Source organism: Desulfonatronospira sp. MSAO_Bac3 (assembly GCF_003838035.1).
Classification (GTDB): Bacteria; Desulfobacterota; Desulfovibrionia; order Desulfovibrionales; family Desulfonatronovibrionaceae; genus Desulfonatronospira; species Desulfonatronospira thiodismutans.
Genome location: NZ_QYZY01000139.1, coordinates 1 through 16,316 on the forward strand (window position 1 = coordinate 1; position 16,316 = coordinate 16,316).

The window sequence follows — 16,316 nt, forward strand, 5'->3', positions numbered from 1 at the left end:
ATAGTTCACCTGCTCTCCAGGAACATGAACGGCAACTCCCTGGAAGACGCCCTGAAGAAGGCCCTGCAGAAAGTAAAAGGGGCCTACACCCTGCTCATCATGGCCAATGACAAGCTGATCGCCGTTCGCGACCCCAATGGATTCAGGCCCATGTCCATAGGACGTCTGGGCGACTCCTATGTATTCGCCTCGGAAACCTGCGCCTTTGATCTTCTGGAAGCCGAATACCTGCGATGTGTCCAGCCCGGGGAAATGGTGGTGGTGGAAAACGGCCGTCTGGAGAGCACTCAGTTTGCAGAAGTAAGTGAACCTTCTCCCTGTGTTTTTGAGCTCATCTACTTTGCCCGGCCTGATTCCATTGTTTTCGACGACGAGGTCTACCATGCCCGCAAGGAAATGGGCCGGGCCCTGGCCAGGGAAGCCCCTGTGGAGGCGGATTACGTAATGCCCTTCCCTGACTCCGGGGTTTACGCAGCTGTAGGTTATGCCCGGGAATCAGGAATTCCCTTTGAGATGGCCATGATCCGCAATCACTACGTGGGCCGGACTTTCATCCAGCCCTCCCAGGATATGCGCGATTTCGGCGTCCGGGTAAAGCTCAATCCCGCCCGGAGCATGATCCGGGACAAAAAAATCCTTATCGTGGAGGACTCCATAGTCCGGGGTACAACCATCCGCACCCGGGTGAAAAAACTGCGCGAACTGGGGGCCAAAGAGATACACATGCGGGTGAGCTGTCCGCCTATAAAGCACCCCTGCTACTACGGCATAGACTTTTCCTCCAAGGGAGAGCTTATAGCCGCCAATCAAAGCGTGGAAGACATCGCTGAGTTCATAGGACTGGACTCGCTGCATTACTTGAGCGTAGAAGGCCTCCTGGCTTCTCTTAACAGCAACAGATCATTCTGCCTGGCCTGCTTCAATGGAACTTATCCGGTACCCCCTTCTCCCAACTGCGACAAACTCTGCCTGGAGTGGTAGGAGGTCTGTTCAGCGCTTTAAATGCGCCACGTAGAATATTCCCCTGCTTTACTGTGACAATGCTTTTGTCGGGGTCGGAATCGGTATCGAAAATACTGGGGAACTTCCCTAATGACCTGGCCTTTGGATTTTGATTCCCATACCGACCCCGACACCGATTAACAGAGTAAGAGCAAAGAGAAAGCATGCTGAATAAATACCAGAAACGTTCAAATTCTGAATGTAAAACCACCTGCAATACCTATGTCTGAGAGCAACAACTGGCTGAAAAAGGCCCGCGAGGTCCTGGATATAGAACTGGAAGCCATCCGCGCGGTGCGCGACGACCTGGACGAAGCCTTTTCTTCTGCCATGGAGGAAATGTCCGCCTGCTCCGGGCGTATAGTACTTACCGGAGTGGGCAAATCCGGGCTCATCGGCCGTAAAATGGCCGCTACCTTCAGCAGCACCGGAAGCCCGGCCTTTTTTCTGCATCCAGTGGAAGGCGCCCACGGGGATATGGGTATGCTCAGAAGTGAAGATCTGGTGGTAGCCATCTCCAACAGCGGCGAAACCGAAGAGGTAAACTCCATCCTGCAGAGCATCAGTTCCCTGGGAATAAGGATTGTGGCCCTGACCGCCGATACCGGATCCACCATGGCCCGCCTGGCGGACGTGGTCATCAGGGTCCGGGTTCCAAGAGAAGCCTGCTCTCTGGGTCTTGCCCCCACCAGCAGCACCACAGCAGTCCTGGCGGTGGGCGATGCCATGGCCATAGCTCTGATGCAGAGCAAGCACTTCGGCAAAAAGGATTTTCAGAGATACCATCCCGGGGGATTTCTGGGGCAAAGGCTCAGGCAGGGCATTCACAGGCTTATGCACACCAGCGCCCTGCCCCTGGCCCGGGAAGATGAAAGCCTGGAAAACGCCCTGGAAGTAATGAACCAGGGAGGTTTCGGAGTGGTCTTTATCACTTCCGGAGATAACAGGCTGGCCGGAGTTATAACCGACGGCGATGTGCGCCGCATGGTCTGCGGCAATAACTGGCGGTTGAGCGACCCGGCAGGGCTGCACATGATTTCTTCTCCTGTTCATGCAAATCCCGGCCAGTCAGCAGCCTCTGTTCTGGACGTCATGGAGGAAAAAGCCATAACCGTTCTGCCCATCGTGGACCATGAAAACCGCATCAAAGGCCTGGTGCACCTGCATGACCTGCTGGGCAAGGGCAAACTCAAGTTCTCCTCATGAGCACGCAGGAATACGTATGCCTCAGGTGCAGTCGGGTTTTTCCCACCTGTTGCCGCCTGAGCCCCGGCCTGGAAGAGCTGTGCTTTCCTTTGTCCACCCAGGAAAAAGAAGACATCCAGAATCATCTGCAGCACTCAGACTTTTTCGTTGAGCAGCCGAATACAGCAGACTTCATCGCCTCAATGGGCAGACTTCTGCCGGATCACCAGCACAAAACCAGAGCAATTTTTGCCCTTGATACTTGTCATTTGCGTTTAAAAACGTTATCAGATGGTAAATGTATACTGCTTCAGGATGACGGCTGCCTTTTGCCCCGGGAGTTGCGGCCCTTTTACTGCCGTCTTTTTCCCTTCTGGTTTTACCGGGGCAGGCTGGGGTATATGGCATTCAGTAAATGCCTGGCCCAGCAGGAGACCGTAGAGGTAAAAAACCTGCTCAGGCTTTTCAGGGCGGAAGTAACAACCCTGCAGGAAGATTTTTACTCCATGCTCCGGAACCTGGGACTTAATGACTGATCCTTCAACTTTACACTCTGGTTTATTATTATAAAAATGAAATACCTGAAAATATTCTCCGTATTACTTCTGGTGCTGATCCTTGCAGCAACTGCCGTGGGCATCGGACTCTACAAGTGGGCGGCACAGGATCTGCCCGATTACAGAACCATTTCCGACTATGACCCGCCACTGGTGACCAAGGTCTTCACCCGGGACGGTGATGTCCTGGGGCAGTTTTACCGTGAAAAGCGCTATCTGGTTTCCCTGGATGAGATTGCCCCGGTGGCGGTCAAGGCCTTCCTGGCCTCAGAAGACGCCCGGTTCTACGAACACGAGGGAGTATCCATGCTGGGCGTGGCCAGGGCCGCAATCCAGAATTTCAAGGCCGGGGAAATAGTCCAGGGCGGCAGCACCATCACCCAGCAGGTGATAAAGTCTTTGCTTCTAACCCCGGAGCGCAGCTACACCCGCAAACTCAAGGAAGCCATTTTGGCTTACAGGCTGGAAAACCACCTGACCAAGGATGAAATCCTGACCATTTACATGAATCAGATCTTCCTGGGCTCCAGGGCTTATGGCATAGAAGCCGCATCCAGGGAGTACTTCGGCAAGCACGCCGGCGAACTGAACCTGGCTGAAGCCTCGCTTCTGGCGGCCCTGCCCAAGGCCCCGTCCAGGCTCAACCCCTACCGCAATCCCGAAGGCGCCAGGCACCGGCAGATGTATGTACTTAGCCGCATGCTGAACCTGGGCTGGATAGATGAGCAGGAGTACCAGGAAGCCGTATCAAAGTCTGTGGAACTCGAACGTATGCCGGATCCATCCTGGCAAAAAGGGCCCTACTACCTGGAAGAAGTCCGCCGCCGACTGATCCAGATGTTCGGCGAGGAAAAGGTCTATGAGGGCGGGCTGATGGTCCAGACCCCCACCAGCTTCAAGCACCTTGAGGCCGCCCAGAAGGCCCTGCGCCAGGGACTGGAGGACTCTACCAAGAGAAGAGGCTGGAGAGGCCCCCTGGACAATATCGAGCCGGAAATGCAGCAGGGCTTTCTGATGCAGCAGGTTCTGGATCCTGAAGAAATGGAAAAGGGTCAGTGGACTCAAGTCCTGGTAACGGATGTTGAGGCCTCTGGAGCTGATGTACGCTTTGGAGACTTCCATGGCCGCATAGATGTATCCACCATGGAATGGGGCAGAACACCCGATCCCTCAAGAGCTCCGGAAGAGGTACGGGCAATAAGGGACGCCACCCGGATTCTTGAACCGGGGGACATTGTCTGGGCCTCTTTACAGCACAAGCCCGAACCGGATGAACTGATGGATGAAAGCCGCATGGAACCCATTGTATTTGAGATGGCCCTGGAACAGGAGCCCGAGGTACAGGGAGCCATCTATTCATTGGATCCGCGCACCGGAGATGTCATGGCCCTGGCCGGAGGATATGATTTTCACCAGAGCCATTTCAACCGGGCCACCCAGGCCAGAAGGCAGACCGGTTCGGCTTTCAAGCCCATAGTTTACTCCGCAGCCCTGGACAATGGCTATACACCGGCCTCCATTGTCCTGGATGCCCCTTTTGTCTACGATGACCATGAGACCCTGACCAGTTGGAGACCTCGCAATTTCGAAGGCGTATTCCATGGACCGACCCTCATAAGAGACGCCTTGGTCAAATCCAGAAATCTGGTCACCATCCGGGTGGCCCAGAACCTGGGCATTGGTGAACTCATAGACAGGTCCCGCAGCCTGGGCATCCAGGAGGAGTTTCCCAGGGATCTGTCCATAAGCCTCGGCTCAGTACCGGTCACCTTAGAGGATATGTGTCAGGCCTTCAGCGCCTTTGCCCGGGACGGGTCTTACGTGGTTCCCAGGCTGATCAATTCTGTCTCGGACTCCTGGGGCCAGCTCATTTATGAAAACGATACAGAGCCGGTTGAGGCCATCAGCCACGAGAACTCCTACATCATCACCAGCCTGCTGCAGGAAGTGGTTGCAGACGGCACCGGATGGAGGGCCAGGGCCCTGGGCAGGCCCGTGGCCGGCAAAACCGGAACCACAAACCAGCAGAAAGACGCCTGGTACCTGGGATATTCGCCTTATCTTCTCACCGGAGTATACGTTGGATTTGACCAGCCCCGGCCCATGGGGCGTTTTGAGACCGGTGCCAGGGCGGCATCTCCCATCTGGGTAGACTACCGAAAAGAGGTAGAAGAAGAGTACCCTGTCCAGGATTTCCAGCGTCCTCCGGGAATAGTCACGGCCAGGATAGACGCTGAATCCGGACTCCTGGCTCCTTCGGGCATGGACAACACCTATTTCCTGCCTTTCAAGGCTGGAACCGAGCCCACCCGCAAAAGCGCCAGGGCTGAATCCGACCGGGAGGAAGGCTCCGGAAGCAGTGGAGCCACAGAAGAAGACCTGTTAAAACAGATGTATTAATGTGAAAAACCTGTCCGCAGGTATCCTCTCCTCCTTTGCCGGGATCATCAGGGAGGCAACCGTCCTTTTTCTAAGGCTGTTGAAAATAATGGTCCCTGTAATCATCCTGGTAAAGATAATTACCGAACTGGATCTCTTACCCTATCTGGCAGATCTGCTGGAACCGGTCATGCACCTCATGGGCCTGCCGGGCAGTATGGGCCTGGTCTGGGCCACGGCCATTCTCAACAATGTCTACAGCGCCATGATAGTCTTTGTCTCCCTTCCAGGGAGCTTTGAATTGAGCGTGGCCCAGGTGACTATTTTATCCACTGCCGTCTTAATGGCCCACGCCCTGCCCATTGAGCTGCGCATCGCCCAGAAATGCGGTGCCAGGCTGGTTTTCCAGGCCCTTTTCAGAATTATCTGCGCCATCATCCTGGGCATTATTTTAAATCTTGTTTATGAATGGGGGGGTTGGCTGCAGGGACAAAACACCGTAGTCTGGCGTCCAGATCCGCAGCCAGAGGGGCTTATGGGATGGTTTGCGGCCCAGCTGCGCAATCTTGGGGTCATCTACCTGATAATAATGGCCCTTGTAGCTGTAATCCGTTTCCTGGATTACATACAGGTCACCAGAATACTTATCTGGATGCTAAACCCCCTTTTCAGACTGCTTGGAATCGGCAGGGAAGCAGCATCCATCACCATAGTAGGCCTGACCATGGGCCTGGCCTACGGCGGGGCCCTCATCATCAGGGAAGTGCGCACCAGGCGGATTCCGCAAAGGGATGTATTTTTCTCCCTGACCCTTATGGGCATTGCCCACAGTCTCATTGAAGATACCCTGCTCATGCTGTTGCTGGGTGCCGATCTTTCAGGCATACTTCTGGCCAGGTTGGTTTTCTCCCTGGTGTGTGTCTTTTTGCTGTACAAGATCTGGGCGTATCTGCCCGCAAAATATGTTCACCGTTATCTGCATCCCCTGGATGCTTCGGAGGTAAAGACATGAGTCTGAACAAAGAACTGCTGCAAATTCTGGCCTGCCCCAAATGCAAGTCAGACCTGACTCTCACAGGCCAGGAGGAGGGCCTTAAATGCTCTGAGTGTGCCCTGGTCTACCCCATCAGGGAGGAAATACCAGTCATGCTCATTGATGAAGCCATACCAGAACATGACTGGGAAAATGGCGTACGCGCAAAGGACTGATGCATGGGCAAAAATAAGAACAGGCCCCTGCCCCAGGAAATGGCCCTGCCCCCCGGGGGCGCAGACAGCCACGCGCATCTGGACTTTAAAACCCTGGCCGGCAATCTGGACCAGGTCCTGGACAGGGCAAAAAAGTGCGGGATAACTACTCTGGGTCAGGTATTTCTTGGACCCGATGCCTACCTGAAGGGAAGGGAACTCTTCTCATCGCAGCCCGGTATTTTTTACATCCTGGGAGTACATCCCCACGAGGCCTCCACACTGGACACAGAAACATCCGGACGTCTTTACTCCCTTGCCCGTGATGATAAGAGTATAAAGGCCGTGGGCGAGACCGGCCTGGACTTTTTCTACAATAAAAGCAGTCCGCAGGATCAGAGGCAGGCCTTCAGGACCCAGCTGGAGCTGGCCAGGGATCTGGATCTTCCCGCAGTCATCCATTCCAGGGACGCTGCGGAAGAGACCCTTGAGATACTTAAACAAATGGGGTTCAGAGACAGGAAGGTGCTGTGGCACTGCTTCGGCCAGGACCTGGAAACCGCCCGGGAGATCCTGGATCACGGCTGGTTCATTTCCATACCCGGAAGCATCACCTTTGCCAGAAACACCCAGCTAAGAGAGGTGGTCAAAGAAATCCCCGTGGACAGGCTCTTGCTGGAAACCGATTGTCCCTTTATCGCACCTGAGCCCTATCGGGGCAAACAGAACGAGCCCGCCCTGATGGTGTTTACGGCCCTGGAAGCGGCCCGGTCAAAGGATATGGATGCCGGTGAACTGTGGATGACATGCGGGGACAACTGCCGCAGTTTTTTCGGGGTCAAAAGTTAAACCCAATGTAAAGTTCACCAGGGTCCGGGGACTTTGCAAACAGGACGTAAAAACTCACTCCAAGGAAGCGTAAATCAAAACCTATACACGAGTTTTTAAACCAGAATAACTTCTATAACATGCTTTGAATCAAATTCGGTGTTGAACGGTTTTGATTAACGCTTCCTACGTTGTTCAGACAGTTTACGCCCTGTTTGCAAAGCCCTCGGACCCTGGATTGCAGCGGTGCGCTTAGATTGACCAGTTTTATCAGATGATGAATCTTAAAACCCAATTTAAATGACAGAACGACACCCCTTCTTCACATGGCAGGATAACAAACACAGCAGGCAAGGCGGAAAGATCAGGAAGTGCTCCAGTTATCAAGTGTCCTGGGAGTCGCAGGCCAGCTCTCTGGAAGTACTGGCCAGGCGCTGGGCCAGATTGCTTATAATGCGCGCCGACATGCCCGGATAGTCTGCAATCATCTGGTTCAGCCGGTCACCGGGGTATACCTCAAGGACGGATTCGCCTACGGATCTCACTCCGGCGGTCCTGGCCTCTCCCAGGATGGCGGCCATCTCCCCGAAAAAATCCCCCGGCTCTCTTAAAAGAGCCAGCACTTTATCCTGCTTGACCACCTCCAGGCCCTGGTCGGAAGACACTATGCGGTATATCGCATCATCCCGGTCGCCCTCCCGGATCACCCACTCCCCCGGGGCACAGGACTTGATGCCCCCGGGAAAATAATAATCCTGATTTTCCTTGAATGCAGCCTCCATACGCAGCCAGAGCTCTTCAATCTCCCTGATATGCGTATCCAGCACCCGGCGCAGGAGACGCGGTCCGGACATGGCCTGGTCCAGAAATTCCTGGTAGCCATGCCTGGCCACCCTTGCCTCTCCCCTGGTGCGGGCGGTGTAAAGATAACCCTTGTCCGGCCTGAAAAGGGTTTCCGTTCCCAGGACAGTACCGGAACCAAGCTGCATAACCTTTTGTTCACCGCGCAAAAGATCGGCCTGTCCCGAAAGAAGCACATAAAAGCAGTCTGCAGCTTCCCCCTGGACAAAAATATCCGTATCCCCGCCCAGGTTTAGAACACTGGGCTTTTGTGTATTGAAAAATTCCCCGTCCCGCATCACTTAAAGCTTATTTCCTTGATTTCGTCCGCCCTGAAGGAAATACTGCCCCAGTCAGTCTTTCCTTGAAAGGTAGTCTGGGGCTGAATATAAAAATCCATCTCTTCCTGGTTGACCATGGTCACCCTGGCCAGAACCCTGTCATCCTGAACATAGAAACGGGCACTTTCAATCTTGCCGAAATCCACTTCGGCCTCGGCGGAGCCGGTACGGGCCGGAAGATAAGTGGAACCCTGGACAAAAATGCCCTGCACTTCATGGCTTTTGTCCGAACGATCTTTAATCTCAGCCCTGAAAAACCGGTCCTTTTCTGCAGCAGGCCCGAAAGTGCCGCTGGTACCCCCCATACCGAGACAGAAAAAGGCCAGCATGAACAAGGTAAGCATGGCCCGGCCTGCATTTTTTCCACCGGCCCAGTGTCTGGAGCCTGCAGTAAACCTGTTGTGCTCAAAAATTCTTTTCATTTTTCAATGCACCTCTGTAGACTACTTTCAAATTGATCTCCCGGCCGGCAGCAGCCAGAAAATTATCCAGGTCATCCTCCGAGCCAGGGGCGTATACCAGTTGCACTACCGCCCTGTATTTGTCCACAACGCTCATATAAGCCAGATTGTCCATGGACTCAAGCAAAAACTTGAAAAGGGCTATGTCTTTGCGCTCAAGCTCCACGTACACCCGTCTGGAAAAAAGAGGTGCAAAGCTCAAAGGATCTCCACCCCGCTTCTGGTAACCAGGACCATGTATTCCCAGCGAACTCCACCCCAGCCTGCATAATAAAGTCCCGGCTCCACTGTGACCACCATGCCGGGTACAAACTCCCCTTTTGCATTGGGGCCGAGGCTTGGGGCCTCATGGGTCTCCAGACCGATGCCATGCCCCAGAGAATGGGTGAAATGCCTGTCCACTCCGTGTTCAGCAAAAAAAGAGCTTACTATCTGGTAGGCCTCGCTGATGGACCTGCCCGGAGCCATCCACTCTATCACCAGGTCCTGGGCCTTGCGCACCAGGTCCCTGGTCTGCCTGAAAAAAACATCCTCTTTGGAACCTATCCAGAATGTACGGGACTGGTCCGAACAGTAGTCCTGATACCTGCCCCCCATATCCACCAGCAGGGGCATTCCATCCCTTAGCTCCCTGTCGCCGGGAGAGGCGTGCGGCAGAGCGGAGCGCTCGCCTGCGGCCACTATGGTGGAAAAGCTCATTTCGCTGGCACCTTCCTCCTTGAACATTTTTTCCGCTTCCCAGGCAATGTCCTTTTCCCGCAGACCGGGACGAAGTATCTGCTCCAGGCGGGTAAAGACCTTGTGATTGAGGGCGCAGGACTTTTTAACCAGATCCATCTCACGTTTATCCTTGACAAAGCGCAGGTCCTCCACCAGCCCTTTGAGCGGCACCATCTCAAATTCCTGACTGAGTGCTGCATAAAACTCGTAATTCATCCACTGCGGTTCAAAGCCCAGTCTGTATATGCCCGTCTTGTTCAGATAGCTCTTTATCTGCTTGTACTTGTCCCTGGTGTAAACAAATATGTCCTCTTCAGGAAAATAAGCCTTGCCCTCTTCCAGGTATCTGGGATCTGTGAGCAGGTAGTCCTTTTCCCGGGTAACCAGAAGACACCCTGCACTTTCATTACACTGGGGATCATGCAGTTCAAAACCGCTTAGATAGTAGCGGTTGGCCGGGCTGGTGATAAGATGTGCATGGACATCCTTTTCCGCCAGGTTCTTTTTCAGTTTTTTCCTGCGCACAGCGCGGGTTTCTTGCATAGTATCTCCATTTCATAAGGAATAAATCAACAATAAGCCGCCTCCCTGACCTCCAGAAGTCAGATGTCAGAGGCCAGAGGTCAGAAGTCTCATCTTATATCCCAAGGGATCTGAGAAACCCCGGATTTTCGTCCCATCCAGGCCTGACCTTTACATGTGTTTCCAGGTACACCCTTTTCCCGCTCAAAGCTTCTGCTTCCAGCCTGGCCTGCATGCCCACCTTTTTGAGTACCTCTCCACCCCTGCCTATGACCATTGACTTGTGGGCATCCCGCAGGACATATATTACGGCACTGATATGCAAAAGGTCTTCCTGTTCTTTCCAGTATTCTATTTCCACGGCCAGACCGTAAGGCACTTCCTGGCGCATGGCCAGAAACAGCTTCTCCCGGATTATTTCCGCCACCATAAACCGCATGGGCAGGGTGGACAGCTGGTCCTCCGGGTACAGGGCCGGACCGGGGTGCATATGCTCCAGGATCCTTTCCAGGAGTATCTCTGTTCCCTCCCCGGTGGATGCAGATACCGGCAGGATCTCCCTTTCCGGAAACATTCGGCTCAGCTCCTGCCATACCGGCAAAACTTTCTTTTTGTCCCTTACCTTGTCTATCTTATTGGACACTACAACCACCCCGGAGAGCCCTGAGACTCTTTTTTTGAAGGGCTGAAAGTCCTTTTTCAGAAAATGGGGTTTTCTTACGTAAAGCTCTGTATCCACCACCAGTAGAACTACGTCTGTGGAATTAAGCCCTTCCATGGCAGAGCGGTTCAAAAGCTCGCCCAGTTTGCCCCTTGCCTTGTTTACCCCAGGTGTATCCATAAATACCACCTGGTACCTGTCTGTACTCAATATTCCGCTGATGCGGTTCCTGGTGGTCTGGGCCTTGGGAGTGACAATGGCCACCTTCTCCCCCACCAGGGTGTTCATCAGGGTGGATTTTCCGGCATTGGGCGGCCCCACCAGGGCAGCAGTTCCGAAAAGATGTGTGTCCTTGTTTTCCGTCATTTCACATTGCCTGTGTTTCCCTGTTTGTAACTAATCATGTGACTATTCAGAATGCCTTGTGTCTACTTCTTATTCTGGCAAATGTCGCACGGGGGCTGTCTACTCCTACCAAATCTGCCTTTGTTTAGTCGGGATTCTCTACCCTCCGTCATCCATCTTCTGCAAGGCCCAGAAAAAGCGCCTTTTGCCCTGGACCTGATAACAAAACTGCTCTTTCAGAACAAAACCCTGCAGATCCTTGCCCTCGGCCTCCTGACTGCTCAGCACAATCAGACTTCCCCTGACATCGAGCATGGAGACTGTCAGTGCAAGAAGCTTTTTCCAGGGCATAAAGGCCCGGCTTACAATCAGGTCTGCAGGCAGAATATCCCGGGGCAGATCCTCGACCCTGCCATTAATCACGTATGTATTTTGAATACCCATGGCAGCAATGGCCTGGCGCATAAAAGCGCATCTTTTAAACCGGCTTTCCACGAGGTAGTAATTGCCCTTATCCCAGAGCAGACGCAGGGGGAGCCCCGGCAGTCCAGCCCCGGCACCCAGGTCCAGGCTGCGGATATCTTCCTGATGCACCATCTGCGATAAAAAACCTGAAAGGTACAGACTGTCCACCACCAGGCTGTGCAGGATCTCCCTCCAGTGGGACGGCCCAACCAGGTTTACACTCCTGTTCCATTTTTCCAGGATGCTCAGATATGCCTGTAGACCCTGCACCTGCTGCGGGTTCAAATCAAAACCCAGAGTTGCTGTTTCCTCCCTTAACTCCTCAAACTGCATGCAAAAAACCCGTGTTTAACCCCTCGACTTTTAAACCCAAAAAAAGTAAGTGTTGAGGTTTGCTGAATTTTGGAGGTCAAAAATGACAAAGCAGCTTACTGGGGTGCTCTTCCCCGGTCAAGGCTCCCAGGAGGCCAACATGGGCCGGGACCTGGCCGAAAGCGACACCGCCGCCATGGAAATATGGAAAATGGCCGAACAGGCTTGTGGCCATCCCCTGCGCGAAATTTTCTGGGATCAGGGCTGCGGGGAGATGGACGCAACCCGCTATGTACAGCCGGCTCTTACCGCAGTCAACCTGACCCTGTGGATGCGCCTTGAATCGAGGCTGGATGTTTCCTGCAGCGCCGGACACAGCCTGGGCGAATTTTGTGCTCTTTGCGCCGCACAGGTACTGGAACCACGGTCAGTTCTGGAACTCACCTCTCTCAGGGGCAGGCTCATGGACGAGGCCGACCCCCATTCCCGGGGAGGTATGGCAGCCATACTAAAGTTGAAAAAGGACCAGGTGGAAGATATGGTCAGCCGGGTGGCCACTGATACAGACAAGGAGATTCTGGTGGCCAATTACAATACACCCACCCAGACTGTGGTTTCCGGGGACAAAGAGGCCCTGCAGCGCCTGGAAAGCCTGGTTCAGGAAGCAAAGGGCCGGCTTTTTCACCTGCCAGTAAGCGGGGCGTTTCACAGCCCCATGATGCAGGAGGCTGCCGAAGAACTTTCAGACGTCATGCGCAAGCTGGACTGGAAAACGCCGGCCTTTCCAGTATTTTTCAATGCCACAGCCGATATGGAACAGGACCCGGAAAAAATCAGGAGGATTATGTCCACCCAGATGACTTCCCCGGTATACTTTGCCCAGCTTATAGAAAACATGCATGAACATGGCGCAAAACAGTTCGTGGAACTGGGACCCAAGGGCGTCCTGACCAGAATGATCCCCCAGATCCTGGGCCGTGATGCAGGTATTGAGGCCAGAAACCTGTCCTGTCTCAAAGACATTGAGCCTGAGAACTAAAAGATTGAGAACCAAAAGAAGAAAATAGATGTTTGCCAGAGAATATGTCGAAAAACACCTGCGGGAAGTGGTCCATGAGCTGGGCCTGAAGTGGCCGGACAAGGCCTCTATAGAAACTCCCCGGGAAAAGAGTTTCGGAGACCTGGCCTGCAACCTGGCCATGCTCCTGGCCGGACAGGCCGGGGAAAAACCCAGGGACCTGGCTGCAAGGTTCAAAGACATGATGCTGGGCCGGGCTGAAAAGCTGCAAAGTATAGAAATCGCCGGGCCAGGTTTTTTGAACTTCACTTTCAGGCCCTCGTTCTGGCAGTCAATCATCCCCGTCATCCAGAAGGAACAGGAAGGATTCGGATCTTCTGATCTGGGACGCAAACACAAAATACAGGTTGAGTACGTCTCAGCCAATCCCACAGGACCTCTGCATATCGGGCACGGTCGCGGCGCGGCCCTGGGGGATTCCCTGGCCAGGATCCTGCGCTTTGCAGGTTTTGAAGCAAGCACTGAATATTACCTCAATGATGCCGGCAGGCAGATGTATGTCCTGGGGGATTCGGTTCTAATCAGGTACGAGCAGCTCTGCGGGCTGGAGGCGGAGCTTTCCCCTGATCATTATCAGGGCGAATACCTGCAGGATGACGCCCGGGCACTTTATCAAGAACACGGCCGGGACCTTTTAAAGCAGGACCGGGAAAGCGCCATTGCCCTGTGCCGGGAAAAGGCTGTCCAGAGCATTCTGGCCGGCATCAAAGAAGACCTGGAGCATTTCGGTGTCGAGCATCAGGTATGGTTTTCAGAACAGGGTCTGTTTGACCGGGGCGAGGTCCAGAAGACCCTGGAGTGGCTGCAGGAAAAAGATATGGCCTACATCCATGACGGGGCCCTGTGGTTCAGGTCCACCTCCTTCGGGGACGACAAGGACCGGGTACTGCAAAAGTCCGACGGGGCTCTGACTTATTTTGCTTCGGACATTGCTTATCACCACAACAAGTTCAACCGCGGCTTTGAAACAGTTGTGGATATATGGGGGGCCGATCATCACGGCTACGCACCCAGGATGCAGGCTGCTGTCCAGGCCCTGGGCAGGCCCGCCGGGAGCCTGCGGGTCATCCTGGTTCAGCTGGTCAATCTTTTGCGGGCCGGTCAGCAGGTGAGCATGTCCACCCGCTCCGGAGAGTTCGTCACCCTGCGCCAGGTCATGGAAGAAGTGGGTGTGGACGCCTGCAGGTTTATATTCCTTAGCCGCAAAAGTGACAGTCACCTGGATTTTGACCTTGAAGAGGTCAAGAAAAAGAGCATGGACAACCCGGTCTTTTATGTCCAGTACGCCCATGCCAGGATATGCTCGGTCTTTGCAAAGGCCGCTGAAAGAGGGATAGACACAGGCCCTGAGCCTCAAAGCCTTTTGCACCTTCTGGAATCCCAGGAAGACCTGGATCTTCTGAAACAGCTGGAAATGTTTCCGGATATGGTCCAGGCTGCGGCCAGAAACTTAAGCCCGCACCACATCAGTTTCTACCTGCGCGAACTGGCCGGACTGCTGCATCGCTACTACACAGTACATTCAGTGCTAAACGCTGATAGCCGGGAACTCATCCACGCACGCATGCTGCTTTTACAGGCCACGGCCAGGGTACTTTTCAACGGGCTGAAGCTCCTGGGAGTCCATGCCCCGGAAAAGATGTAACAATGGCTGCCAGAAACACCAAGAACAAAAAAAAGCAGGAGTCCAGGCTGAGCCTGCAGCTGACCCCGGGCAGGACGCTTACTCTGGGCGGATTTGCCCTGCTGGCCATTGTCTGGGCTTTTATCCTGGGTGTTTTCGTAGGGCGCGGCTACAATCCCGAAGACGTAATGCCGGATATCTCCAGGATCATGCCCCAGGAAGAGAAAAAACAGGAAGAGGCCAGGATTCTACGTCCTGAAGAACTGGAGTTTCACGAACGCCTGCGCTCAGAGCCTGCCAGAGATCCATCCCCGCAGGAACAGCCCCTGGAAACCGCTGCCCTGCCGCCTGAACCGGAACCGGCACCGGAACCAGAAACAGAGGCAGAAGCCGAGTCTTTCGTATACACCTTTCAGGTGGGCTCCTTTCAGAGTATGGAACGTGCCGGGGGACTGCAGCAGCGCCTTTATCAGGAAGGGTTTTCCGCCTCCATCAACAGAACCTTTTCAGGAGAAGAACCCTGGTACAGGGTCATTATCGAGGTGGAAACCACCCCCTCGAACATTGACAGCTTCAAACAGAAGCTCGGCGAACAGGGCATTGACCAGCCCCTGCTGCGAAATAAAAGGCCGTCCTGAGCTTAAGCCATGCCCACATCAAAAACTCCACACCTGGTCTACGCTGATGCCAGGGGACAGATATACGATGAACCGGGGCTTCTCATGCTTGTACGCCGGGGCAGAGAGCTCGCACTGCCCCGGCCCGACGAGATGATGCCCCTGCCGGAGTCAAGCGATCTTTTTTTGCTTCCCGGCAGAAAGGCCCTGGGCCTGGACCCGGAAACCGGGAACGTGGAGGTAATGGAAGGGCTGGCCCTGGCCGGATTCGCCAGTCCCGGGCACACCCTTTGTGCCACGGCCGCTTATGCAAAGGAAGACAGTGCTCCCAGGCTGCCTCTTTACGCTTACGGTGCGGTGGGATATTTCCGGGACAGATTCTGGATATCCGCCATGCAGGTGGACAAGGACCAGAGGCAGAACTTCTGCGACATCCCCCAGGACAAAATCACCCGCGGGGCAAGGGAATTGCTTCGCAAATACCCGGAAAACAGGCTCATCAGCCACCTGGCCGGATGTGCCCTGAACTACTGCTGCCCAGCCGCCAGGAATCTGGCCCTGGGACGCTTTGAAGCACCGCTGCCCACAGCCCGTGAGTGCAACGCCGCCTGCATTGGATGCATTTCATATCAGCCAGACGATTCCGGCATGCAGGCCACACAGGCCCGCATTGACTTCACTCCCTCTCCCGGGGAGATAATAGAAGTCATGCTGGAACACTGCAGAAAGGAAAAGCGACCCATCCTGTCCTTCGGCCAGGGCTGCGAAGGCGAGCCCCTGACCCGGGCCAGAACAATTATCCAGGCTTTGCAGAAGGCCAGACAGGAAATTCCGGCTGCAACCATAAACATCAATACCAACGCTTCCCTGCCGGAATTTATCCCCCCTCTGGCCCGGGCCGGTATGGATTCCATGCGGGTCAGCCTCAACAGCGCAGAACCGGAATTCTACCATATGTACTACCGCCCCAGGGGATACGGGTTTGAAGACGTAATCCGGAGCATATCCCTGGCCAGGGAGCACAATATGTTCATCTCCCTTAACCTTCTTTTTTTTCCAGGGGTTACAGATACGGAAGACCAACTGGAAAGGCTTACCAGTCTTGTCCAGGAGTACAGAATAGATTTCATCCAGATGCGCAACATGAACCTGGATCCGGATATATATCTGGAACTGGCCGGGGACAGGGCC

The 16,316-nt window shown here is 54.3% G+C and carries 17 protein-coding genes; 11 read left to right on the forward strand and 6 right to left on the reverse strand.

What is annotated here, in order from left to right; genetic code table 11:
• The 7 genes from purF to D5S03_RS05000 all read left to right on the forward strand — a co-directional run.
• Nucleotides 1-981 (forward strand): amidophosphoribosyltransferase (gene purF / locus D5S03_RS04970; RefSeq protein WP_287042854.1); only part of this gene is annotated, 981 nt, incomplete at its 5' end.
• A gap of 243 nt (nucleotides 982-1,224) precedes the next feature.
• Nucleotides 1,225-2,208 carry a KpsF/GutQ family sugar-phosphate isomerase gene (locus D5S03_RS04975; RefSeq protein ID WP_287042855.1) on the forward strand — a complete coding sequence of 328 codons (984 nt, stop codon included), beginning with the start codon at nucleotides 1,225-1,227 and terminating at the stop codon, nucleotides 2,206-2,208.
• The gene (locus D5S03_RS04980; RefSeq protein ID WP_287042856.1) at nucleotides 2,205-2,723 is read left to right on the forward strand and encodes a YkgJ family cysteine cluster protein; all 519 of its coding nucleotides are present in this window, start codon (nucleotides 2,205-2,207) and stop codon (nucleotides 2,721-2,723) included. The genes D5S03_RS04975 and D5S03_RS04980 overlap by 4 nt, the downstream gene beginning before the upstream one ends.
• Nucleotides 2,724-2,759: 36 nt before the next feature.
• Complete coding sequence (locus D5S03_RS04985; protein WP_287042857.1) at nucleotides 2,760-5,144, forward strand: penicillin-binding protein 1A; 2,385 nt, start codon at nucleotides 2,760-2,762, stop codon at nucleotides 5,142-5,144.
• Between the two features lies 1 nt (nucleotide 5,145).
• Complete coding sequence (locus tag D5S03_RS04990; protein WP_287042858.1) at nucleotides 5,146-6,135, forward strand: hypothetical protein; 990 nt, start codon at nucleotides 5,146-5,148, stop codon at nucleotides 6,133-6,135.
• A complete protein-coding gene (locus tag D5S03_RS04995; protein WP_287042859.1) occupies nucleotides 6,132-6,332 on the forward strand; it encodes a Trm112 family protein in 201 nt (66 codons plus the stop codon). Before D5S03_RS04990 ends, D5S03_RS04995 begins: the two co-directional genes overlap by 4 nt.
• A gap of 3 nt (nucleotides 6,333-6,335) precedes the next feature.
• Entirely contained in the window at nucleotides 6,336-7,160 is an 825-nt protein-coding gene (locus tag D5S03_RS05000; RefSeq protein WP_287042860.1) for a TatD family hydrolase, read from the forward strand.
• 362 nt (nucleotides 7,161-7,522) lie between these two features.
• Here D5S03_RS05000 and D5S03_RS05005 read toward each other — a convergent pair whose 3' ends face one another.
• From D5S03_RS05005 to rsmG, 6 genes are all read right to left on the reverse strand, one after another.
• Nucleotides 7,523-8,278: a cyclic nucleotide-binding domain-containing protein gene (locus D5S03_RS05005; RefSeq protein ID WP_287042861.1), complete on the reverse strand. Its 756-nt coding sequence runs from the start codon at nucleotides 8,276-8,278 to the stop codon at nucleotides 7,523-7,525.
• Nucleotides 8,278-8,742: a hypothetical protein gene (locus D5S03_RS05010; protein WP_008871170.1), complete on the reverse strand. Its 465-nt coding sequence runs from the start codon at nucleotides 8,740-8,742 to the stop codon at nucleotides 8,278-8,280. Before D5S03_RS05010 ends, D5S03_RS05005 begins: the two co-directional genes overlap by 1 nt.
• Nucleotides 8,726-8,983 (reverse strand): DUF4911 domain-containing protein, encoded by a 258-nt coding sequence (locus D5S03_RS05015; RefSeq protein WP_287042862.1) that lies wholly within the window; start codon nucleotides 8,981-8,983, stop codon nucleotides 8,726-8,728. Before D5S03_RS05015 ends, D5S03_RS05010 begins: the two co-directional genes overlap by 17 nt.
• Nucleotides 8,980-10,044, reverse strand: a complete 1,065-nt coding sequence (locus D5S03_RS05020) for a M24 family metallopeptidase (protein WP_287042863.1) — start codon at nucleotides 10,042-10,044, stop codon at nucleotides 8,980-8,982. The genes D5S03_RS05015 and D5S03_RS05020 overlap by 4 nt, the downstream gene beginning before the upstream one ends.
• A gap of 94 nt (nucleotides 10,045-10,138) precedes the next feature.
• On the reverse strand, nucleotides 10,139-11,050 hold the full coding sequence (gene era / locus D5S03_RS05025; RefSeq protein WP_287042864.1) for a GTPase Era: 912 nt from the start codon (nucleotides 11,048-11,050) through the stop codon (nucleotides 10,139-10,141).
• Between the two features lie 138 nt (nucleotides 11,051-11,188).
• Nucleotides 11,189-11,827: a 16S rRNA (guanine(527)-N(7))-methyltransferase RsmG gene (gene rsmG / locus D5S03_RS05030; protein ID WP_287042865.1), complete on the reverse strand. Its 639-nt coding sequence runs from the start codon at nucleotides 11,825-11,827 to the stop codon at nucleotides 11,189-11,191.
• Between the two features lie 82 nt (nucleotides 11,828-11,909).
• Between rsmG and D5S03_RS05035 the strand changes: the two genes are divergently transcribed.
• From D5S03_RS05035 to D5S03_RS05050, 4 genes are all read left to right on the forward strand, one after another.
• Entirely contained in the window at nucleotides 11,910-12,845 is a 936-nt protein-coding gene (locus D5S03_RS05035) for an ACP S-malonyltransferase (RefSeq protein ID WP_287042866.1), read from the forward strand.
• 28 nt (nucleotides 12,846-12,873) lie between these two features.
• Entirely contained in the window at nucleotides 12,874-14,529 is a 1,656-nt protein-coding gene (argS, locus tag D5S03_RS05040; RefSeq protein ID WP_287042867.1) for an arginine--tRNA ligase, read from the forward strand.
• 2 nt (nucleotides 14,530-14,531) lie between these two features.
• Nucleotides 14,532-15,146: an SPOR domain-containing protein gene (locus D5S03_RS05045; protein WP_287042868.1), complete on the forward strand. Its 615-nt coding sequence runs from the start codon at nucleotides 14,532-14,534 to the stop codon at nucleotides 15,144-15,146.
• 9 nt (nucleotides 15,147-15,155) lie between these two features.
• Nucleotides 15,156-16,316 (forward strand): radical SAM family protein (locus D5S03_RS05050; protein WP_287042869.1); only part of this gene is annotated, 1,161 nt, incomplete at its 3' end.